The sequence below is a fragment of the Vibrio sp. Vb1574 genome (genome assembly GCF_033338675.1).
Genome location: NZ_JAWOTC010000011.1, coordinates 64,891 through 87,381 on the forward strand (window position 1 = coordinate 64,891; position 22,491 = coordinate 87,381).

Below are 22,491 nucleotides of genomic sequence, written 5' to 3' on the forward strand. Positions count from 1 at the left end.
TTCTAAATTGTTCTTAATTAATCTGATGTTGCAGTGTTTGAATAGAAATTGAAAACTGATGCTTGAGGTGGTGAAAATCAACCTTACCCTCTAACTTGTTAGAAGAGCTGTAGTGAATCTCAATGATCTTTTCACCGTCGCTATCAAAGATGGCGCGAGAATTATTTTTATCAATAATTCGCCACCTTACCTCATTTAACGATCCTTCCCAAGCGGAACTCGGCCAGAGCGTGATCATCAGGTTAAATAATACCTGTTCTGGCTGCGGTAGCGAACCTTGTAAACCGTTGAGCACTTCGGTTTGAATTTGTTCTCCATCGTAAGACAGTGAGAGTACTCTCGTCCCCCAGGATGAGAAGCCTGCCAGCACCACTTCGTTGTTGATCACTTGCAGTTGTACCGGAAGTTGCTCAGATTTGGTTTTACCATCTATTGCCCAAGAAGCCGTAATTAACTGACTGGCAGACAACTGATAGCCCAAGCTTGCGGGAGTGGGCAAGCTAACTTGGGTGTGCTCGGCAATGTCGACCTGAGGCGTCGATTGGTGAGGGACCAAGCTGCATGCACTTAAAAACAGGCTCAGTGCGAATAACGTCGCGCAGCGAAAGGCGTGATTGAAAATCATGACGTCGTTTCCTCTGTTTTAATTGCAATCGGAGAGAGCAGCCAAGCGACAAAAATACCACTTAACACCGTAATGCCAAAACTGTGAATCGCGTGAGTTTGGCTGAGTGACAGCAATCCAAATGACAACACAGTGGTCATTGCCGAAAGGGTGATCGCCAATAGTGTGCTCACACTGCGGGCTTTCTCGGCAAAGAACAGAGTGTAATCGATCCCTATACCAAGAATGAGCACCAAGCCAAGCAAGTTGAACAGGTTTAATGTTGTTCCCATCGCGACAGCAGTTGCCAGACCGCAGGCGCAAGCAATCAATGATGGCAGTAAAACTCGGCAACTGTGTTGCAGACCGTACCGCTTGATTAATACCAGAAAGATCACAGCACTGGCGGCTACCAATAGCTCCATGATTTTGATTCGGTATTCACCAAATAGGGCGGAGATTTCTTCTGCTTTGTTTAGGTAGACAACATCAGACTGTGATTTAGCAAATGCCTTAACAACAGCGGAGTCTTGCAATTGGTTTAACACCACAACCGTTGCCGATTTTCCTTTGATCTTACCCAAATGAAGAAAACGTACAGGCGCTGATACCGGGTTTTGCAAGTACTGCTCAACCGTAACAGGGATAAAGTCGGTGTCCATTTTGGGCTTTTTACTTAAGCCCAGCCCGGATGCAAGTGGGCTGGATTGTGTCGCGTAAAGATCGCGAATCAATTGATAGTCTTGTTGCTGACGTTCCACTGAGCTCAAGTAGCGACTCAGACTCTGGTAGCTTTCGATGGTGCTGTCCGCTTTCCACGCTTCTAAAGTTGGCGTCAAAGACTCCAGCTTTTTCATTAGGTTTTCGTCATCGTCTGCGGTAATGACCAACATTTGCTGCGAAGATTGCATGCCACTAAGCGTCGTAATCAAGGTTTCTTGCTGCTTGAGATCGTTCGGCATCGTTTGCAGTAGACGAATGTCGTCATCGTAGTTCAATTGCAGCAAGAAAAAGCCACTCGCAACCACACATAACATCGGTAATCCGACTTTAATTCGAGGTTGATTCCAAAGCGTTAACCATTTCGCCAACAATGATTGTCCTGGTAAGTTCGAAATGGATTGCGATGGGTTACGAGCCAGTATCGGATACCAAGCCACCACGGTGATGTAAGCGGCAATCAGACCAATGGATGAAAACAGCGCAAGCTGTTGCAAACCAGGAAACGGTGCCACCAACATGCCCAAATAGCCGATCAAACTGGTGATTAAGCCCAGTGTGATCGCTATGAAAATATGCTTTAACCCTTGCTCGCTATCCCATTCATTTCCCGCCGCAAGACGTTCCGTTAGGTAGTGGAATGCGTAGTCGATAGACACGCCGATTAAACTTGCGCCAAACACTAAGCTGAACAGATGGACTTTTCCAAAAATCCACGTTGTCACTGACAACGCAACGAGCAAACCAATGGTGATGGAAAGCAGTGCGAGAGACAGTGGCACCACACTACGAAAGATCAATACGAACAATGCAATGATACCGAGCAGAGAGAACACACCGATGGTACTGATCTCCGATTTTGCACTTTGCGTACCAAAGTCGGCGTAAAATAGAACGCCAGTATGTGCGACTTCAGCGCCATATTTCTGCGCGACGCTTTGTTCTAGCGCTTGAATGTCAGGGACGGCAAGCTGCCCAGTTAGGCTATAAGGTGAGTCTTTTAGCTCGGCAGTAATAAGCAAGTATTGAGCACCGTCTTTCTCGACGGACAGATAGCCGTTATCCAATCGGAAAGAGGACGATTGCTGGGTAACTTGGCTTAAATAATCACGAAATAGCAAGAAAGGGTCATTTTGTAACTCTTGCCCGGTCACTCCAGAAAACGGGTTGTACAGCGACTGAATCACATGCTGCACTTGCTGTTCTGGATTTTGGCTTAAACGCTCTCGTTGTTCAGGCGTCAGCAATTGGAAGCGGTGCTTAAAGTAGTAACTCGCCCAAGCTTGCTGTTCTTGAGGTGAGATTTTCCCCACGACATCGCGAAAATGATTACTTTGGCGTAACCCCTTATCAAATTCAGCGGCCGCTGCAAAAAGGGCATTTTTGTCCGGCGCTGTGATCACGAAAATGACTTTGTCGCTCATACTTGCCGAGACCGACTCAAAGGCTTGCTCAGCCACCGGGTTTTGTTGGTTCTTCGGCAGCAGTTTTAAAATGTTGGTCTCAATCGGAGATTCTGCACTCCAAACCCATTGTTTGAGTAGCAACGCGCCCGCTAAAACAACGAGATTGAGCCAAACCAGAGCAAAGGTGTGAGTGCCAAGACTGAGTTTAGAAACGGAATTGAGCGTCTTCGGCATCCGTGAGTTCCTGAGGTAGAGAGGTCTGGTTTGTAAACGTGATTTCGGTCTTATCGCCGCGCAGCTCTTGCAGGGTTAGGCGATCAATATGCGTTTTACCGGAAAGGGTGATGGCTTTAAACACCGCATTTAATGGTGACTGTTTGGGCACTAAAACGAGCTGCCACTGATTGTTCTCAACTGAAAAATCGAGTGTGAATTGTTCTTGCAGTGCAGAAGTATCCCCGTGGAACACGGATAAAAACACATGACTAAAGTAGAACGCCATTGGGTTTTCTTGTGCAGAGATCGTTTTCGGTGCTTGGTCGGCAAAAGTTTGACGAAGTTTGTTTTCCGTCAATACCAAATTGACTGCGAAAGGTTCTGTTTGTTGCCACAACAAGCCATGTGTTTTGCTCAGTGTGAACTGACCTTTAGAGGTTAGAGGTTGACTGAACATTTCCAGATGACGCTGCTGCGTAAAATCTCCGCGCACGATTTCATGCTGAGACAACTGCTGTTGAAGCGACGCCAAATCTGTTACGTTTGCTGTCGGTGTGGCCAGTGCTGGAACAGAAAATATCAACAAAAAAGAGAGTAACCACTTTTGCATTAGTTCAGGCTCCCATGGTTGTGCCATTGCTCTACTTTATCTAAAAAGATTGCCGGAGAAACAAAGCACATCTCTTGCTTTTCAATGGATACAGCGACTTGAGTTGTATGCGCTTTGCACATACGTTGATTCGTTTCGGCGTCGTAAATCACGTAATCCACACGTAAGCGGTTTTCCCACTCAGTGAGTTGCGCGGTAATACGAATGGTGTGATTAAACGGAATCGCCTTCACGTATTTAACGCGCGTATCGATGATCGGCCACATGTACCCAGAGTCTTGCATATCGCGATAGCTGTATTGGAGCTTCTCCATCAGCACACGACGCGCTTCTTCAAAATATCGAAAGAAGTTGCCGTGATAAATCACGCCCATCGGGTCAGCATCTTGGAATGAGGTGACCATAGTCACCTCCGCTTCTAATGGGTAGAGAACCTGCTCTTGCATTATACCTCCGCGTAGAGTGGCCAATGACGTTGCTGAATGCGTTCAATGAAATGACGCAAATCTTGTTCCAATGGGCGATCTTCAATCACAAATTCAAACTCGCTCAGTACGGCGTCACGAATTACTCGCAAACTCTGACTCATGTGGTGTTCGTCCAATTCGTTATGACGGCGACGAATCTCAACCGCTTGAACGCTTGCTAGGAGTGAAGCCGCAGCAACTTGCTCTGTTAACTCAAGTACGCGTAAGCAATCACGAGCCGCGATGGTGCCCATGCTCACTTTGTCTTGGTTGTGACATTCGGTTGAGCGAGAAAAAACGCTTGCTGGCATGGTGTTTTTCAACGCTTCTGCCGTCCAAGCTGAGATACCAATCTGAACCGCTTTAAAGCCGTGGTTGATCGGTTTACGCTCGCCTTCTGCACCGGTTAAGTTAAACGGCAGGCCGTTATTGAACTTGTAATCCATCAATTGCGCCATCTGACGATCCAGCAAATCAGCTAAGTTGGCAATGTTCACTTTCAACGTATCCATCGCCATTGCGATATGACCACCGTAGAAGTGACCGCCGTGCAGAACGCGCTCATTGTCGCCATCGATGATTGGATTGTCGTTGGCACTATTTAGTTCATTCTCAATCAATTGACGTAGCCAAGGCAGTGAGTCTTGCACCATGCCAATGACGTGTGGCGCACAACGCAGCGAGTAACGATCTTGCAGTCGGTCGCTATTGCGTGGCGGACGCTCAGCATTGAGATCATCACGCAGCCAAGCCGCAACTTGCTGTTGACCAGGATGAGGTTTTACCGCAAACAACGCTTCATCAAAGTGGAAGTCATTACCTTGCATACCCACAGAGACCATCGCGGTAATCTTGGTGCAAAGCTGCGCTAGGTATTCTGCACGTTTGTAGGCAAGACAGGCGAGGGCCGTCATCACGGATGTACCGTTCATTAACGCCAAACCTTCTTTTGGTTTTAGGCGAATTGGCTCAATGCCCAGCTCTGCAAACACTTCTTGTGTTGGTCGCACATCACCTTTGTAAAGCACTTCACGTTCGCCAATTAAGGTCGCCGCTAGGTAAGACAGAGGCGTTAAATCGCCACTTGCGCCCACCGAGCCCTCTTGTGGAATACGCGGCGCAATGTCGTGGTTGATAAGCGTAACGATTTGGTTCAACAGATCGTGAGACACGCCAGATACGCCTTGTGACAATGAACATAAACGTGTTGCCAGCACCGCACGAGCTTGCTCATGAGAAAGGATTTGACCTAAGCCACAACCATGGAAGCGTGTAAGGTGCAACGGAAGTTCATCCACAAGAGCGGGTGGAATTGCCACAGTACATGAATCGCCGTAACCCGTGGTCACGCCGTAAATAACGCCTTCTTCCTTCAGTAATCGTTCCAGAAACGCCACGCCACGATCAATTTTCGCGGTAAATTCTGGCGAGGTGTTCATGTGTGCCTTTGCACCTTGAGCAATGGCAACGACATCTTCGATGGTTAAAGATTGGGCACCAAAAGTGATGTTGTGATTATTGTTGTTTGTCATGTGGCTGATTACTTAAAGTCCAGAAGTTAAAAAAGTTGTACCACTGTAACGGCGCTTGCAGTGTGTGGTGTTCTAATCTTTGTGCGTACTGTTGAACAACGCGTTCTAGTGCCTGCTGACGCTCCTTGCGTGGTAGCGTGACTTGGTCACTAAAGTGTTCAAAGTACACATTAAAATGCGGAGTGTTCGCTTCATCGTCGCGTAGGCCGAAGAGTAAGTAAACCGGCGCTTTTAATACCGAGGCTAGCATGAATGGGCCTTGCGGGAATGGTGCAGGTTTACCAAGAAAATCTGCCCAAACGACACGATTTTCTTTGCTGGTGGAAGTGCGATCGCCAACGATCACCACCCATTCGCCTTGCTCGATTTTTTGTTGAAGCAGAATCGCGGTGTCTGGTCCCATTGAGCTGACTTGAATCAGATTCAGTTCCGAATTTGGGTTTACCGCCTTCATTACCGCATTAAATTGTTCAGCGTGTTGGGTAAATACCAAGGCATTGATTTTGACATGAGAGTGTCGACGACCAAGCGCACGGCAGAGTTCGATATTGCCAAGGTGCGAGCCTAAAATGAGCACGCCTTGTTTTTTCTGCGCCATCTCTTCGAAATGATGCTGGCCGTGAATGGTTAGGTTATCGACGTTAAAGTCACCTTGCCATGCTGCCAGTTTGTCGAGCATGGTTCGCCCAAAAGAAAGCAGATGATGATAGCTGTCCAACTGTTTTGGTAGTGCGATGCTCTGCTGCGTTGCGTAGTACTGCAAGTTTTGCAGGTAAATCTCAGACGCTTCACGGGCAGATTTACCCGTGAAGTGGTAGTAGCGCATGACTAATTTTAAAATCAGGTCAAACGCTTTTCTGCCGAACAAGCGGTAAACCGCGAGTAAGGTTTTGATGCCTAAAATCGTGCCTTGTTCTTTTCGTTTCGACCAGTGGGCATTACTGTCATCTGTGTTTTGGCGCTTTCTGGCGAGTAGCGAAGGAATGCGCGGCAACATGCCAAAAAATAGGCGAGTGTGCATCCAGCTTATCTTGACGTTATCCCACAATGCGTCGAAGTGGGAAATGCCACCTTCAGGGTAGATCACGCGCGTTGGAACAAAATCAATGTCGACGCCTTCCCAGTACATTCGCACTAGAATTTCGATATCAAAATCCATGCGTTTGCCGATACTGTACTTGTTCAACACGGCGACCGTTTTCGCCACTGGGTAGGCGCGAAAACCGCACATGCTGTCTTTGATAGACAGTGACAAGGTTTCTATCCACACCCACACGTGCGTAGCGTAGCGACCATACAAACGGGATTTAGGTACGCTCTCGTCGTATATCGGTTGGCCCGAAATCAGGTTATCTGGTTTTGTTTCGCTGGCGCTGAGCAATTTCGGCAATGCTTCTAGGTCGTGTTGACCGTCTGCGTCGATTTGAATGGTGTGCGTAAAACCAAGTTGGTGAGCTTGATGTAGGCCTGCCATCACCGCGCCACCTTTGCCTTGGTTTTCACTCAAACTAATCAGTTTTATCAGCCCTTGTTCACTCAAAGCAGAAAGCGCTTGTTTGGTGTCTTCATTGCTGCCGTCGTCCACGACCAGCACTGGCAAAGCGAAAGAGGATAACGATGCCACCACGTCTGCAATTGTGCTGCCGTGGTTGTAGCAAGGAATTAAAAAGCAGGGACGGTAATCACTCACGTGACTCACCCAGTTTCATTTTGCCTGAAGAGTGAGTCACCAAGGTTTCACCGTTTGTCGATGTGTACTTAAAGGTCAATTTCTCGCGCTCATTGTCCCAAGAGAGTGAGAGGCAAACGTCGGCGTTTGGCAGAATCGGCTCTTGAAATTTGATGACTTCCATTCCTTTAAATACCTTGGGAGTATTCAAATGTTGAACGGCGTAGAACAGCGCCCAATCAATTTGAGTGACGCCGGGTAAAAGAGGGAAGTGATTGAAATGACCTTGGAAATCTAAGATGTCAGCATCCACTCGCAGCGACAGCTCCGCGGTATGGTCACTCACTTCAATATTCTGAATAGTTGGTTTTCTTTTTTCCATGTTACTAGCTTTATTGGAATAGTTTTTCAATTTCAGCAACTTGGCGTTTGCCTTGGCTGTTCAATGGAATTTCGTCGACCACTCGGAATTTTCTCGGGATAGCGATCGGTTCTAGCCAATTGCGCAGTGCCTTGCGAAGCTCAAGCCAAAATTTGCCTTTACCAAGTTCATTAAGCACATCGCTGCCTTGATCGTTAAGTACGATGATCGAGACTAACGTGAGGCGACCAGATTCTTCCATTGGGATCACCACGCTTTCTTGAACCCACGGCAATTGCTCTAAACGTTTTTCCACCTCGACAAGGGAAATACGCTTTTCTTCGACTTTGACGATTCGGTCAGTGCGTCCACGCAATTCAAAAGAAATACTATCATGGAAATAGCATTCATCCGCAGTTTGGTACCAAGTGTTTTCATCAATGTGTGGCGAGCGGAGCTTTAAACAATTTTCATGGTTAAGCTCGGCTTCAACACCAGGGAATAACGTCCAGGGAGTACTGGCTTCGTGCTGCTGACGGTAAGCGATGCCTCCGGTTTCTGTGCTGCCAAAAACCTCAATAGGAAGTGACCCAAACAACAGCTGGCTGTGCTTCGCGGCTTGGTTTGGCAAGGGACCACCAGAAGAAAATACGCACCGAATCGCAACCGGATTGTGCTCTTCACTGAGTCGTTTTAGTAACGCAGGGCTGCTTACTAGCGTGGTGTCAGCATCAGCGTGATGGACAATTTGCTCTGGGAACTCAAGGTTGTGTGCTGAAAATGGACGTGCAGAGCACAAAGGCCACAATACGCGGAACAGCAAGCCGTAAATGTGTTGATGAGAAACGGTGCTTTCAACGCGTGTGCTGGCAACCGTGTCGCCCCATAGGTTATCTAGAATAGAAACTTCGATATCGAGCTGTTTCAGCGTTTTTGCAATGGCTTTTGGTGTGCCGCTTGAACCCGAAGTAAATAGCGTTACTGGTATTTCTGCCAGGTTTAATTCACGCCAAAAATAAGGTTGTTTGGCCTCTGGCTCGTTAATCACGGTGGTTTCTAGCAATGATTGAGCTTCGATCAAAAGCGAGCTCACCAATTCTGGAACCGAGACATCGGCATCATGCAGCAACAAATCGTAGTGCTCACTGAGCTCTTTGAGTGCTTCTAGTTGGTAATTACCAGGTAATACAATGGATTTTCCTGTATAACAACAAGCAAAAAAGCCAACGGCAAACAGGTAGCTGTTGCCAAAACACAACGCAATGTTTTGCGTTGGTTGGGTTTCTAACTGCTGAGCAAGTGTTGCGACGTGCTGCTGGAAATCACCCCACGTGATAACCGTGTCGCGATCGTAAGAGACTGGGGATTGCTCAGACCTCTCTGCGATGAACAAGGTCGCAAGGGAGGTAAAGCTCGAATACGTTGTATTCATACGATTAGTGTTCCTTTCGAACAAATTGACGCACGATCCATTCTCCAGCGAACAAGCCACCAGCAAGTAAGTAGCTGATGAGGCCGTTATAAAGCGTCCATATTTTTACTGGTAGGAAACAGGTATAGAGTGCAACGGCAGCGTTGAGCGTAAAAAAGGCGCACCAAACCATCGTCACTTTGCGAGTGTAAGCCACACCACTAGCCGGAAGGTTGGGTTCTTGCAAGCGAGCAAGCCTCTCTATGATCGATTGCGGCTGTTTTAAGCTCAGTCCAAATACACACAGCATACATACATTGACAACGACAGGGTAAAACTGAAGCCACCCATGTTGTTTAAACACCATGCCAAGCGTAATTAGGACAATGCCAACAGCGCCCGTAACGAGCGCCAAGAACTTAAACTCTTTTAGTGGGGTCTTATTTGCGACGAAAACACGCAAAAGTAACGCAGCAATTAACAAGCCCCCAACCAAGTTCAAGCCAAATTTATCTATACCGAAATAGACGGCGAAGGGGTAGGCAAACAGTACAATTGCAGACAGACCAGTCAGCAATTGGCGCATTAACTTTCCTTCAATAACTCAGTAACAGCGTTAACCACATCGTCGACGGTTCTTACTGTACTAAACTCTGCCGGCTTGATTTTTTTGCCAGTGACATTCTGTAGGTGTACGACCAAATCAACGGCGTCAATGCTATCAAGATCGAGATCTTGGTATAAGTGCGCATCTGATTGAATGTCGGCTGCATCAATTTCGAACAGCTCAACAAGCGCATCTTTAACTTGTTCAAATACTTGATCTTTATTTACATCAGTCATGAATATACCTACAACTTATTCATTAGTTTGAGAAGAAACGTATTTCGCTAGATTTGCTACAGACGCAAAGTGTTCGCGCGTATTTGAGTCGTCGGCATCAATAACGATGTTGTATTGTTTTTTTATTGCGAGTCCAAGCTCAAGCGCGTCGATAGAATCTAAGCCAAGTCCATCACCAAAAAGTGGTGCATCCGTTTCAATATCATCTACGGTTAAATCTTCAAGGTTTAAAGCATCAATAATAAGTTGCTTAATGTCGTTGTGTAACTGTTCCACTGGGACCTGCTTATTAATAAAAGTTTTCTGGAAAAATGTTTTCAGCTAGGTGCTGTTGTAAGCGTCGCGCCGCTATTGTCGGCGACGTAGTTTGCTTTATAAAGGGGGTAATCTCAACTTTATCCTTAACTTCAACCCTGAAAAAGGGCTTTGTTGCCGGTACTTGATACCATTTTTTCTCTTTTGTGAGGAAACTTGGCGTTACCGTAATATGGACAACTCTTAAATCTCGTTCTGTTCTTACCGCAATTTGTGCTGCACCGCGTTGTAATTTCGGCTCTACACCTGGTGTTGTTCTTGTTCCTTCAGGAAATATAAGCAACACGTTGCCTTTGTTAAATCGCTCATCACAAAGTGCTAATAAATCATCCGGTGCTTCATTGGGAATATATCCGGCTGCTTTTACGATGTGCTTCATAAAAGGATTCGACCATATTGCCGATTTTACTAAACAGTCGCAGCGATTTAATTGTGAAGCAATGAGAACGTAATCGATTAAACTAGGGTGGTTGGCAACAATTAAACAATTACGATCTTGTTGAAGAATATCGGCACCAATAATTTGATAATCGATTGCGCCACTTAGCTTCATCAATTTACAAAATGTGTTGAATGAATATCGAATCGCACCCTGAACTTTATATTCGCGTTCCGTTTGGTCTGAAACAAAAATACGAATGGTCGGAATAACAATGAAACTCAGTACTAAACCACCTAACCCAAATACTGAAAAACAAAAGCCTGTTGCTAGCACACGCCAATACTGATTTAAGCGAGTCATTTTTTGTGCCATTCCCAAGCTTGTTGCGGAGCGAAAATAGTCCACTGGCTTTTATCTAACAAGTATTGTTGCAAAAATACTAAACCTTGAGGAAGAGGATGACCGGAACGTTCTGCGTTTATGGAGCTTTGTATCGCGAACTTGTCTCCATGAGAAAGTATTAAGCCAAGTCCAAACCCTTGGTATTGTTGGTTTTCATATTCTAAATAAGAGTCAGGCATAGGCTCATCAAAATCAACAAGCAGTACTTTTTTGTCAGGATTGTCGGACAAAAACAGCCATGCTTCTAATATTGCGCTTTGGAATGTGTTTTCTGCCGCAGCGATAGAAGTTAGGGGAATGGGTTGTTTAGTTGCGATAGTGGCAAGCCCTGCGGCGGTATTGTGCACCGATTGAGAAAAAGCCATCGGAGACGCCTCTTCTCCATTAATTATATCTTCAACTAGTGCGACGCTGCGATGCAGTTCACCATGACGGCTTGAAAATACAAGGTAATCAACTTGATGTTGATTAAGCATTTCGATTGCAGTTTGTACCGCCAGTTTACTGAGTGGGCTCATTCTTCTGCGCATCATCGCAGGAATATTTGCAACATTGATTTTGCCATCTTCTGGCCATTTTATCTCTGTTGCCCATTGTTTCCATTCATTGGATTCGGATAAACCGAATGAATTCGCTGTCCACGCATCAATATTGAACGAAATGTTGATCTTCGAGTTTGGCATATTGGGTTAAATTGTTTATTTTACAGCTCGATACAAATTGGGGTTGACCCAAATTCACAATAAAAAGGAAATTATCATGTCGCGTTTTAAGCTGTATGTCTCGTTATTATTAACTTTGCTTCTTGTTGGTTGTGGACGAGTACAACCTGTAATGAATGTGGAGGATACTCCAGTTGCTTATGATCTTCAAAATAAACAAGTAAAAATGGCCATAGTGCAATCAGCAACTAACCGAGGCTGGACGATCGAAGAAGTAAGCCCTGGTGTTCTTATTGCAAAAATCCACGTTCGTAACCACTCTGCAGAAGTAAAAATCCCATACAATAATAAATATTACTCAATTATTTATCTCAACTCAGTAAATCTCAAAGCAAGTGATGGCAAAATCCACCGCAATTACAATCGTTGGGTAAACAACTTGAATGTTGATATTCAGCGAGCTATTGCATTGTTGGGCAATCAATCTCAACAATAAAACTATTAATTGCAGTTAGGTTTTTCCGTGTTAAATCAAAATAATGACCCTTTTAATGCTTTTGAAGCGAAGACAGAAGCTCAGAAGTTATCTTTTGCACCAATCGTGTTCCAGACCGCCAAAACGCTTCGAGATTTAGGTATTTTAGCCGCTTTAGACAGCGCTGGCGCTCAAGGCATGAGTGCCACAGATATTGCCGAGAAAACGGGAGTATCAGAATATGGTGTTAAAGTACTGTTGGATATGGCGATTAGTGCGCATATTGTTTTATGGGAACGACCTAACTATTCGCTTGCAAACCTTGGTTTTTACCTTCTTCATGATGGTATGACGAATGCAAACATGGATTTTACGGCAGATGTTTGTTACGCCGCGATGATGCATTTGACGGAAGCAATTCAAGAAGGTAAACCGTCAGGTTTGAAAGAGTTGGGCAATTGGGAGACCATTTATCAAGGTCTATCGACGTTACCAGAACAAGCCAAACAGAGCTGGTTTAAGTTCGATCATTTCTATTCGGATCGCTCGTTCCCACTTCTGCTTAAAGAAGTATTTGCAAGCAAGCCAAAGCATCTTGTGGATATTGGCGGAAATACGGGAAAATGGGCGATTCAGTGTTGTAAACATGACCCTGACGTTCAAGTGACGATTGTTGATTTACCACAGCAATTAGAAGTAGCGATGAAGAATGTTTCAGAAAACCAGTTCGTCGAGCGTGTACGTCCATACCCTGCAAACATGCTTGATAAAGCACAAACATTGCCGGAGCATGCTGACGTTTGGTGGATGAGCCAGTTCTTGGATTGCTTTTCCCCAATTGAGATCCTCAATATCCTTAAAAAAGTTAAAGCCCAGTTAACGAAGGGAGATACTATTTACGTATTGGAGCTGTTTTGGGATGCTCAAAAATACGCGGGAGCTTCCTATAGCCTTAATGCCACTTCTCTTTATTTTACCTGTTTAGCTAACGGTAATAGTCGCTTTTATCGCAGTGATGATTTCTTAGAAATTGTCGAAGCGGCAGGTTTATCTGTCGTTGAAAGAACCGACAATATTGGCCTTGGTCATACCTTATTAAAACTACAAGCAAACTAAATTCAGAATGAAAACAGAGCTCAAGCAAGTTGTTGTCGTAGGAGCGGGGCCATCAGGTTCAACCGTTTCTGCGTTATTAAAATCGCGTGGCATAGATGTTGTTGTCTTAGAAAAAGCGACTTTTCCACGTTTTTCCATAGGAGAAAGCCTACTCCCTGCATGTATGGAAGTTGTTGAACAAGCAGGAATGACTCATGCAGTAAAGCAGTTTGGTTTCCAGTATAAAGATGGTGCTGCATTTCGTCGTAATGGCGTATACACCCAGTTCGACTTTACAAACAAATACACACCAGGACCGGGCACGACGTTTCAGGTTCAACGTGCCAACTTTGATAAAGTATTGGCAGATAGCGCTGAAGAGCAAGGCGTAGAGATTCGTTATCAGCATGAGCTGCTCAACCTAGTGTTTGAAGGGAAAAAGTCTCGATTAGAAGTGCTCGACTCAAATAAGAAGGCTTATCAAATCGAAGCAGATTTTGTGCTGGATGCAAGTGGCTTTGGGCGTGTTTTGCCACGCTTGTTGGAGCTAGAAGAACCTTCTTGTCTTCCGCCTAGAAAAGCGATCTTTACCCATATCGAAGATCATATCTCTCCCCAAGAGCCGGAATACGATCGCAACAAAATTTTAATTTCAGTTCATCCTGAAAATCACGACGTATGGTATTGGCTAATCCCATTCTCTAATGGTACCTGTTCGTTTGGTGTGGTGGGTGAGCCAGAATTTTTCGAACAATACCCAGAAGATAAGATTGCAGCGTTGCAGCAGTTAGCCAATGAAGAGCCGGGTTTGGCTGCTTTATTGCGAAACGCGAATTACCCGAATCCAGCAGGCGAGTTGGGTGGCTATTCTGCTAACGTCAAACGTTTAGCGACAGAGCACTACGCGTTGCTTGGTAATGCAGGTGAGTTTCTTGATCCTGTATTTTCATCGGGTGTCACTATCGCCATGAAATCGGCAGAGTTTGCAGCGGACTGCGTGGTTCGTCAGCTGAATGGTGAAAAGGTTGATTGGCAAGAAGAGTACTCGCAACGCTTAATGGTGGGAGTGAACACATTCCGCACTTATGTGGAAGGCTGGTACAACGGCATGTTGCAAGATGTGATTTTCTATCAAAACCCGAACCCACGTATTAAACAGATGATTAGTGCGATTTTGGCTGGATATGCTTGGGATACGAATAATCCTTACGTAAAACAAAGTGAGCAGCGTTTGTCGACGCTTGCAGAACTGGTTCGGGAAGCTGAACTGTAAGAATATACATTCGCTTATCCGAGAATCAGTAAACCTAGGTCTTACCAAAAAATTGGTAAGACCTTTTTAATGCCTCTTTACTTTTACTTCTAGCGTGTTGGAGACACATTGACCACTTACATCGGTGTGTATCGAATTTGAGAATTCTTATGGTGACATTGATCACATCTAGAATTCCTATTGCTGATATTTATATTAAATTTGTAGGAAATGGATTACATTCTGGGAGTGTTCCCTACATCTGGCTTCGTTGTGAAAACGGTTTATAAGCAACTGTATAAGTTAGTAAAGTTCCAAAAACTACACCAAAAAAAAGACAAGTTTCTTACCAAATCAATTCGCTTGGTGAGTTCGAGCCATCGACTACGCCAAACGCTTCCTCTACTTTCTAAAATTGTCGAAGAACATGACGCATCAACGGTCTCTTCGATTGCAGATCCCGAGAACGCGGTAGCGTGGGGAGGTAAAGTTTCTCCAGAGTTCAAATCTAAAGTCATCCGTATTAGTAAAGAGCTAAAGATCAATCCTAATCATCTTATGGCGTGCATGGCATTTGAAACTGCTGAAACTTTCAGTCCAAGCATCAAAAATGGTTCCGGAAGCGGGGCTACAGGGTTAATTCAATTTATGCCCTCTACCGCAGAGTCATTAGGAGTGAACACAAAGACTCTTGCGAGAATGGGCGCGCTTGAACAACTTGACTATGTGAAAGCGTACTATTGGCCCTATCGAAATAAAATTAATAGCTTAGAAGATGCTTACATGGCCATTCTCTACCCTGCTGCGATTGGTAAACCGCCGTCTTTCGTTTTGTTCAGACAAGGCTCAATTGCCTATCGACAGAATGCAGGTATCGACCGCCACAAAACGGGGAAAATCACGCTTAATGATGTTTCCTACAAAGTGAGGAAAAAATTAGAAAAAGGTTTGCAGCCCAATTTCCTGGGCTAAGATTGTATCATGTTCCTAGTTTTTCGCGCATGAATCCTTCTGTTACTTCACGGGGATTCTGATACACTACGCGCCCATTTCCTCTGTTGAGACCTTTCTATGCCATTTTCTAAGCTTGGTTTAAGCGCATCGATTGCTGATGCAGTAAAAGCGCTAGGTTATGAAAAACCCACTTCTATCCAACAAAAAGCCATTCCAATCGTATTGCGTGGCCGCAATTTAATTGCAGCAGCGCAAACGGGCACAGGTAAAACGGCCAGTTTTGTTCTGCCAATCTTAGAAAAGCTTAGTCGAGGCGAAACGCAACGTAAAAAACGCGCTCGTGCGATTATCCTAACGCCAACACGCGAACTTGCGCTTCAGGTTCATCAAAGTATTGAAGCTTATGGTAAAAACTTACCATTACGCTCAATGGCGATGTTTGGTGGTGTGGATTATGCACCACAAAAACAAGCCTTGATCGAGGGTGTCGATATTGTGGTAAGCACGCCTGGGCGCTTGATTGATCTGTACGGTCAACGCGCGATTCACTTTGATGAAGTGGAAATGCTAGTGCTTGATGAAGCCGACAAAATGTTGGATATGGGATTCATCGATGCGATCGACAAAATCGTCGACTGTATGCCAGAACATGTGCAAAGTTTGCTTTTCTCAGCGACGTTATCTAACCCTGTTCGTGACTTGGCGAAAAATGCGATTATTGATCCTGAAGAGATCACGATTGCAAAGCACAGTGCCTCAAAATCAAATATTAAACAGTGGATCACGACCGTCGATAAAGACATGAAGTCGTCGCTGTTAAGTCACTTGCTTAAAGAAAATGACTGGTCGCAAGTACTGGTATTTATTGAAACTAAACACGGCGCAGCCAAACTGGTAAGCCAACTTGAGAAACGTGGCATTGTGGCAGAAGCATTCCACAGTGGCCGTAATCAGCGTGTTCGCCAGGAATTAATAGAAAAGTTTAAAGCGGGTGAAATCCAGTACTTAGTCGCAACCGGCGTTGCTGCGCGCGGTATTGATATTGATAATCTGCCAGTTGTCATCAACTACGATTTACCTTACCCAGCGGATGAGTATGTACATCGTATTGGTCGTACAGGTCGTGCTGGCGCGAAAGGTGAGGCGATATCACTGGTTTCAAAAGACGACTTTAAGAACCTCTGCATGATTGAAAGTCGTTTAGGGCACTTGCTAGAGCGAGTGGAAATTGAAGGTTTTGCGCCAAGAAAGCCAGTACCAATTTCAATTTTAAATTACGTGCCTAAGAATAAACGTAAACCGCACGATAAGCGCGAATCAAAATAGCCAGTTTATCCCATGATCTAAAAGCCGCATTCTTGCGGCTTTTTGCGTTTTTAAGCATCCAATTATGTAGCCATCGCGACGGTTTCTATTCGGTAATGAGGAAAAAAGTTAATCAGTGTCATACGCTTAACACGTAAAGTGAATCAAGGTGCGTTAAGCTTTTGTCAATTATCTGTCCGCAGGTTTGCACAAGGTAAGGAATGGGCGCAAACTTTTTTGCTTGCTAATGAATGCATAAGATGGGGCACAAATGAAAACAGGTGATAAGCAATTCGCCGTTATTGGTCTTGGCCGATTTGGTTTGGCAGTGTGTAAAGAGTTACAAGATTCAGGCGCTCAAGTTTTAGCCGTTGACATCAACGAAGACAGAGTTAAAGAAGCCGCCAGTTATGTTAGTCAGGCGGTTGTGGCTAACTGTACTCACGAAGAGACGGTTGCTGAGCTCAAACTTGATGATTACGACATGGTGATGATTGCCATCGGAGCGGATGTCAATGCCAGTATTCTTGCGACATTGATTGCTAAAGAGGCGGGAGTAAAGTCAGTATGGGTTAAAGCCAACGACCGCTTCCAAGCTCGTGTTCTGCAAAAAATTGGCGCAGACCACATTATCATGCCTGAGCGTGACATGGGGATACGTGTCGCGCGTAAAATGCTCGATAAACGGGTTCTTGAGTTCCACCCATTAGGCAGTGGCTTAGCTATGACGGAGTTTGTGATTGGCTCTCGTTGGATGGGTAAGACACTAAGTGATTTGGCTCTGTGCAAAGTCGATGGCGTGCAAGTGCTAGGGTTTAAACGGGGCCCAGAAATTACCAAGGCACCTGACCTTAATACCACACTAGAAATTGGTGACCTAATTATTGTGGTCGGCCCTCAAGATGCGCTCGCAAATAAATTAAAATCGCTATGACGTATTTTCATCAGAAAGGTGTTTTTTACGCACCAGATGGTAAACAAGAGAAAGCGAAAGGCAACGAACCGCGAATTATATTGCTCAGTTTTCTCGGTGTTTTACTGCCTTCTGCGGTATTGCTAACCTTGCCAGTTTTTTCTGTTACGGGCCTGTCGATAACGGATGCTTTGTTTACCGCAACGTCCGCTATTAGTGTGACAGGGCTTGGTGTTGTCGATACTGGGCAACACTTTACGCTTGCGGGTAAAATCTTGCTGATGTTTTTAATGCAAATCGGTGGGTTGGGGCAGATGACGTTGTCGGCGGTCTTACTCTATATGTTCGGCGTGCGTTTGAGTTTGCGTCAACAAGCGCTGGCGAAAGAAGCATTAGGGCAAGATCGGCAAGTCAATCTAAACCGACTAGTAAAGCGGATTGTTGTTTTCGCGCTTGTTGCAGAAACGATCGGGTTTATTTTTCTCTCTATCCGCTGGGTCCCTGAAATGGGCTGGCAGACTGGTATGTTTTACGCCTTGTTTCATGCAATTTCTGCATTTAACAACGCTGGGTTCGCGCTGTTTTCTGACAGTATGATGAGCTTTGTGAATGATCCGTTGGTTATCTTTACACTGGCGGGGCTATTCATTTTTGGCGGGCTTGGTTTTACTGTTGTGGGTGACATCTGGCTAAACTGGCGCAAAGGTTTCCACTTTTTGCATCTTCACACCAAAATCATGCTGATTGCGACACCGATATTGCTCTTAGTCGGAACGATGATGTTTTGGTTACTTGAGCGAAGCAACCCAAACACAATGGCGTCTTTACCTGCAACAGGGCAATGGTTGGCGGCATTCTTTCAATCTGCGAGTGCTCGAACGGCAGGGTTTAATAGTGTTGACTTGGCGTTGTTTACCCAGCCAGCCTTACTGGTCATGATTGTTCTGATGTTAATTGGAGCGGGTTCCACCTCAACGGGGGGCGGTATTAAAGTTTCCACATTTGCTGTTGCGTTTATGGCTACGTGGACCTTTTTACGCCAAAAGAAACATGTGGTTATGTTTAAGCGAACCATAAATTGGCAAACTGTGACTAAGTCATTGGCAATTATCGTTGTGAGCGGAGCCATCCTGACAAGCGCAATGTTTTTATTGATGCTTACCGAGAAGGCCAGCTTTGATAAGGTTATGTTTGAAACCATTTCCGCATTTGCCACAGTGGGGCTCACCGCCGGTTTGACTGCGGAACTTTCTGAACCTGGTAAATACATTATGATCGTGGTGATGATCATTGGTCGTATTGGGCCGCTCACGCTTGCCTACATGTTGGCACGTCCTGAACCTACCTTGGTCAAATACCCAGAAGACGCCGTTCTTACAGGTTAATATAGCGTTAAACAATGGCCGCGCGACCATTACGAGCATTGATTAATAGCAGTGCTCGTACATTTATAGAATATGTGGAATGTTGCCCAGTTTTACCTACAAATTCGTAGAAGTTCATTTCTTCTTCCTTTCGTTTCGATACTATTCATTCACTCAATTTATATTCTCAGAAGCTACGCTCATAACAGCGTTTTGGAATCCGACGCTTTTGTAGTGTGACACCAAACTACGTCGTGTTATCTGAGCGAATTGATACCAGCCTTCGTCAATAGTCACTCAGTCTTACTCTATGCCCATAGGGTTACTTTGTGTTTGTTGTGCTTGGTATGAATGAACGAATCGAAAAGATGGAGTCGTACTTTGAAATTCAACACACTCGCCATGGCTATGCTAACTGCGCTTCTTGCAGGGAAGAGCATGGCAACTACTCCGCCATCGCCGGTTTGGCATACTATTGCGTTGAGCGATGGTAGCTCCAGTGAGGCAATTCTACGTGGAACGGCAGATTTCCACTGGTTTGAAGATAAGCAGGGCAATGCCTTACTTCAGGAAGACGGCGTTTGGTTTTTCGCGCAGATTCAGCGCGAGTCAGACACGCCAATATTGATCTCGACAGGTGTGGTGAAAACGCAGTCGAGTGAGCCACCTGAGTCGGCGAAGTTTCGCCCGGATTTACAAGTTAAACCGCAATTATCTTCTCTAAAAACCATTGAGCCGATGGCACGAAAAAACCTACTGCGTTCGGCGCAAGGTTACCAGGCGATGAGCAGTTCAACGGTGAAGCAGCAGCCCCTATTGGTTGTGCAAGTTTCGTTTGATGACCAAGCAATGGTGCATGATTTTGAGCAACGCGTATTTAATACCAATGGTCAAAGCGTTGTGGATTACTTTGATAAAAACTCTCAAGGTAAATTCAAAGTTGTTCCTGCACTTGAGAGTTACGGCACCGCCAATGACGGTGTGATAGATGTGACTGTGGCACAAAGCCACCCTAACTGTCACTCTAGTTCGACTGATAAGACATGCACCGCCAAGTTGAATGCGGTTTTCACCGAGGCTTATCAAAAACTGGATCCATACTTTAATCTTTCGGCCTACGACAGCAATCAAAATGGTACCGTAGAACCGTCAGAACTCTCTGTCATGTTTATTTTTGCGGGGGGTGATCGTTCAACAGGGGTTCTCAACCGTCCTGCGATTTGGCCGCACAAATTCTCTCACAATGATGTCACATTAGATGGTAAAAAGATCACAGACTATTGTGTGTTCGCTGACTATCAAGTTGATCATCAAGCGACGTTGGGCGTGATCGTACACGAGCTTGGTCACTTAATGCTTGGCTTACCGGATTTGTACGCAAGGAACAGTGATGCCTCGATTGGCTCTTGGGGCGTGATGGGTGGCGGTTCATGGGCGCAGAAACCGGGAGATTCATACGCTGGTGACACTCCGGTGAACATGAGTGCATGGAGCAAACACGCTGCTGGTTTTGTTGTACCAACGGTAACTCATGAAAGTCCAGCGCCTATTTCTGTGAACAACGACGATGTCAAGCTGGTGTATCTCGACCCGTACTTGAAAGAGTTTGGTCCACGTATTTACTTGGAAAATCGCACCTTTAGCGGTTACGACCGAGCATTGGCGGCTGAAGGTATCCTAGCGACGTCGGTCAATGTCCAGAACCGCTTTAATGATGTTGGCGCGATGCAGGTTCAAATCATGCAGGCTGATGGTCTGAATGAGTTAGAAAATGATGGTAGGAGTGACGCTGACGATTTATACCCTAATGGTGGCGATGTCATTTCAGATACATCGACCCCGGGTCTGAGAGCGATCACAGGGTTTGATACTGGGGTTCGTATTTCCAACATTGCCAGCAACACCAACGGCGGTAGCTTTTCTCTTGAGCATACAAACGAACCAAATAAATCAGCATGGCTGAACTCTCTTCACCAAGGTTATGTGTACGCGAGTGGGAGTAACACTCTGGCGGTGTCACTGGACTTGAATAGTGATACAGAGCTTGATGGTCTTCAACTTTACGCGCAAAGAGATAGCGCTCAAAGTGACATGACTTATCGAGTTTGGCGATTCCCATTTTCTGGAAACATTGGCTATCGATTAATATTGAATCAAAACAACGCTGAGCTTTTACAGCAAGGTAACTTCCAAAAGTCATCTCGAATTTTATTCCCCCAACCAAGCCAATTGAGTGCGGGTCAGCATTTATTGGTCGTTGAATTGGAAGGCGGTCAATTTGATGCAAACTTTGATTTCGGTCGCTTGCTAAAAACTGAAAAAGCCTCTCTACCTGTAATGTGGACTGGTGATTACAGTGAGATTGGCACGTTTGGTCTAGAAAAAGCCGGGTTCTCTTATATTCCGTTTGCAGCATTATTGAATGTGGATGCGAGCAACTTGGTTGAAGCGAAATCTGATTCGTTACAAACCAATAAAAATACGCCAATCAAACTGAACCTGATGGACAATGATTTCATGGCGGTAGGGTATCAGTTCAATGTGGACATTGTGCAGAAGCCTGAGCACGGCACCATCTCTGGCAACCAGTACCAACCTGAAGCTAACTTCGTTGGTCTGGACACTTTCCAATATCGTTTGTTGTCGGTTGATGGTGCGTACTCATCTTCAATCGTGAATGTGCAGGTGGAAGTGCTTGGCAGCAACGAAGCGCCAGTGGCTGTGATTGATGTTGATAATAAAGACATGACGGTTGGGCAGCGAGTCACGTTGTCTGCGTTAAATAGTACGGATGCTGATGGTGATGTGTTGAGTTATAAATGGGAGCAGTTGGCTGGCACTTCAGTTTCTCTTGGCAATGCAACCAGTGTTAGCACAAGCTTTACGGTGCCTCAAGGTGCAAAAGCTGGTGAGGTTCTGACATTCCGTTTAACCGTGACTGATCCTAGTAATGAAACGTCCAGTGCTACCGTCGATTTAACCATGAAAAACGCAGCGCCACTTACGCTTGCAGATACGGCGACCGTTGCCGTTGGTGAAAGTATTCTGATTGATGCAGCGAGCAATGATTCGGATGTGAACGGCGATAAACTGGTTGTAGAAAGTGTACAGAACGTAACGGGTGTGGGAAGTGCGAGTGTAGAGAATGGCAAAATCCGTTTTCAAGCACCGGATAGCCCTACTGACGGCATCAAGCTGCAATATACGGTTTCAGACGGTCATGGTGCCACTGCTACGGGTGAAGTTATCGTGACGGTTGTTGCTTCTTTGAAGACAACGACATTCAAGAACTCTGAAGGTAGCGGCAGTGTTTCTTATTGGGCTTTGATGTTACTTGCAACATTAGGCTGGCGACGTCGCGTCTAAAACGGTATTGAATTGCGGTATAAGCCACTCACATTGAGTGGCTTATTTTTTATCTGATTTATTTTGGTTTCGTTCTCATTATCTTGTGAGATGTGTTTCTCATTATTTTTAAAGCGATTTTTCTACTCTGCGGTTACCCTAGGGGCCGATTTTTATGAACTAAGGAT

General features: G+C 45.3%; 21 protein-coding genes. 8 read left to right on the plus strand and 13 right to left on the minus strand.

The features are described from left to right. Positions 1-13: 13 nt before the first annotated feature. Genes R7O12_RS10240 through R7O12_RS10300 form a run of 13 tightly spaced genes read right to left on the minus strand, consistent with a single transcriptional unit; the run spans position 14 to position 11,621 of the window. Entirely contained in the window at positions 14-625 is a 612-nt protein-coding gene (locus tag R7O12_RS10240) for a DUF3261 domain-containing protein (RefSeq protein WP_318105014.1), read from the minus strand. Further along, a complete protein-coding gene (locus tag R7O12_RS10245) occupies positions 622-2,964 on the minus strand; it encodes an MMPL family transporter (RefSeq protein ID WP_318105012.1) in 2,343 nt (780 codons plus the stop codon). Before R7O12_RS10245 ends, R7O12_RS10240 begins: the two co-directional genes overlap by 4 nt. Beyond that, a complete protein-coding gene (locus tag R7O12_RS10250; protein ID WP_017819935.1) occupies positions 2,936-3,556 on the minus strand; it encodes a LolA family protein in 621 nt (206 codons plus the stop codon). Before R7O12_RS10250 ends, R7O12_RS10245 begins: the two co-directional genes overlap by 29 nt. Next, complete coding sequence (locus R7O12_RS10255; RefSeq protein ID WP_054702228.1) at positions 3,556-4,002, minus strand: acyl-CoA thioesterase; 447 nt, start codon at positions 4,000-4,002, stop codon at positions 3,556-3,558. Before R7O12_RS10255 ends, R7O12_RS10250 begins: the two co-directional genes overlap by 1 nt. Continuing rightward, a complete protein-coding gene (gene hutH / locus R7O12_RS10260; RefSeq protein ID WP_047102876.1) occupies positions 4,002-5,555 on the minus strand; it encodes a histidine ammonia-lyase in 1,554 nt (517 codons plus the stop codon). Before hutH ends, R7O12_RS10255 begins: the two co-directional genes overlap by 1 nt. Further along, positions 5,539-7,245, minus strand: coding sequence for a glycosyltransferase family 2 protein (locus R7O12_RS10265; protein WP_161441403.1), 1,707 nt, complete (start codon positions 7,243-7,245; stop codon positions 5,539-5,541). The genes hutH and R7O12_RS10265 overlap by 17 nt, the downstream gene beginning before the upstream one ends. Beyond that, positions 7,238-7,606, minus strand: a complete 369-nt coding sequence (locus tag R7O12_RS10270; protein WP_042523997.1) for a 3-hydroxyacyl-ACP dehydratase — start codon at positions 7,604-7,606, stop codon at positions 7,238-7,240. The genes R7O12_RS10265 and R7O12_RS10270 overlap by 8 nt, the downstream gene beginning before the upstream one ends. A gap of 10 nt (positions 7,607-7,616) precedes the next feature. After that, entirely contained in the window at positions 7,617-9,017 is a 1,401-nt protein-coding gene (locus R7O12_RS10275) for an AMP-binding protein (RefSeq protein WP_170897200.1), read from the minus strand. Positions 9,018-9,021: 4 nt separating this feature from the next. Then, on the minus strand, positions 9,022-9,582 hold the full coding sequence (locus tag R7O12_RS10280; protein ID WP_170897199.1) for a hypothetical protein: 561 nt from the start codon (positions 9,580-9,582) through the stop codon (positions 9,022-9,024). Continuing rightward, positions 9,582-9,839, minus strand: a complete 258-nt coding sequence (locus tag R7O12_RS10285; RefSeq protein ID WP_025766966.1) for an acyl carrier protein — start codon at positions 9,837-9,839, stop codon at positions 9,582-9,584. The genes R7O12_RS10280 and R7O12_RS10285 overlap by 1 nt, the downstream gene beginning before the upstream one ends. 15 nt (positions 9,840-9,854) lie before the next feature. Next, on the minus strand, positions 9,855-10,115 hold the full coding sequence (locus R7O12_RS10290) for a phosphopantetheine-binding protein (protein WP_005382278.1): 261 nt from the start codon (positions 10,113-10,115) through the stop codon (positions 9,855-9,857). 13 nt (positions 10,116-10,128) lie between these two features. Beyond that, entirely contained in the window at positions 10,129-10,896 is a 768-nt protein-coding gene (locus R7O12_RS10295) for a lysophospholipid acyltransferase family protein (protein ID WP_005388305.1), read from the minus strand. Next, complete coding sequence (locus tag R7O12_RS10300) at positions 10,893-11,621, minus strand: beta-ketoacyl synthase chain length factor (RefSeq protein WP_017819930.1); 729 nt, start codon at positions 11,619-11,621, stop codon at positions 10,893-10,895. Before R7O12_RS10300 ends, R7O12_RS10295 begins: the two co-directional genes overlap by 4 nt. A gap of 76 nt (positions 11,622-11,697) precedes the next feature. Here R7O12_RS10300 and R7O12_RS10305 point away from each other — a divergent pair, with 76 nt between their 5' ends. From R7O12_RS10305 to R7O12_RS10340, 8 genes are all read left to right on the plus strand, one after another. After that, positions 11,698-12,096: a hypothetical protein gene (locus tag R7O12_RS10305; protein ID WP_205390764.1), complete on the plus strand. Its 399-nt coding sequence runs from the start codon at positions 11,698-11,700 to the stop codon at positions 12,094-12,096. A 27-nt stretch (positions 12,097-12,123) separates the two neighbouring features. Further along, positions 12,124-13,191: a class I SAM-dependent methyltransferase gene (locus tag R7O12_RS10310; protein WP_053307501.1), complete on the plus strand. Its 1,068-nt coding sequence runs from the start codon at positions 12,124-12,126 to the stop codon at positions 13,189-13,191. Between the two features lie 7 nt (positions 13,192-13,198). Continuing rightward, positions 13,199-14,443, plus strand: coding sequence for an NAD(P)/FAD-dependent oxidoreductase (locus tag R7O12_RS10315; RefSeq protein WP_206970930.1), 1,245 nt, complete (start codon positions 13,199-13,201; stop codon positions 14,441-14,443). Between the two features lie 210 nt (positions 14,444-14,653). Continuing rightward, positions 14,654-15,394: a transglycosylase SLT domain-containing protein gene (locus tag R7O12_RS10320; protein ID WP_085569947.1), complete on the plus strand. Its 741-nt coding sequence runs from the start codon at positions 14,654-14,656 to the stop codon at positions 15,392-15,394. A gap of 99 nt (positions 15,395-15,493) precedes the next feature. Beyond that, positions 15,494-16,702, plus strand: coding sequence for a DEAD/DEAH box helicase (locus tag R7O12_RS10325; protein WP_005382264.1), 1,209 nt, complete (start codon positions 15,494-15,496; stop codon positions 16,700-16,702). A gap of 250 nt (positions 16,703-16,952) precedes the next feature. Continuing rightward, positions 16,953-17,615, plus strand: coding sequence for a TrkA family potassium uptake protein (locus R7O12_RS10330; protein WP_318125800.1), 663 nt, complete (start codon positions 16,953-16,955; stop codon positions 17,613-17,615). Further along, on the plus strand, positions 17,612-18,979 hold the full coding sequence (locus R7O12_RS10335) for a TrkH family potassium uptake protein (RefSeq protein ID WP_005388288.1): 1,368 nt from the start codon (positions 17,612-17,614) through the stop codon (positions 18,977-18,979). Before R7O12_RS10330 ends, R7O12_RS10335 begins: the two co-directional genes overlap by 4 nt. Positions 18,980-19,339: 360 nt before the next feature. Then, the gene (locus R7O12_RS10340) at positions 19,340-22,324 is read left to right on the plus strand and encodes a M6 family metalloprotease domain-containing protein (RefSeq protein ID WP_206970933.1); all 2,985 of its coding nucleotides are present in this window, start codon (positions 19,340-19,342) and stop codon (positions 22,322-22,324) included. Positions 22,325-22,491: the final 167 nt, after the last annotated feature.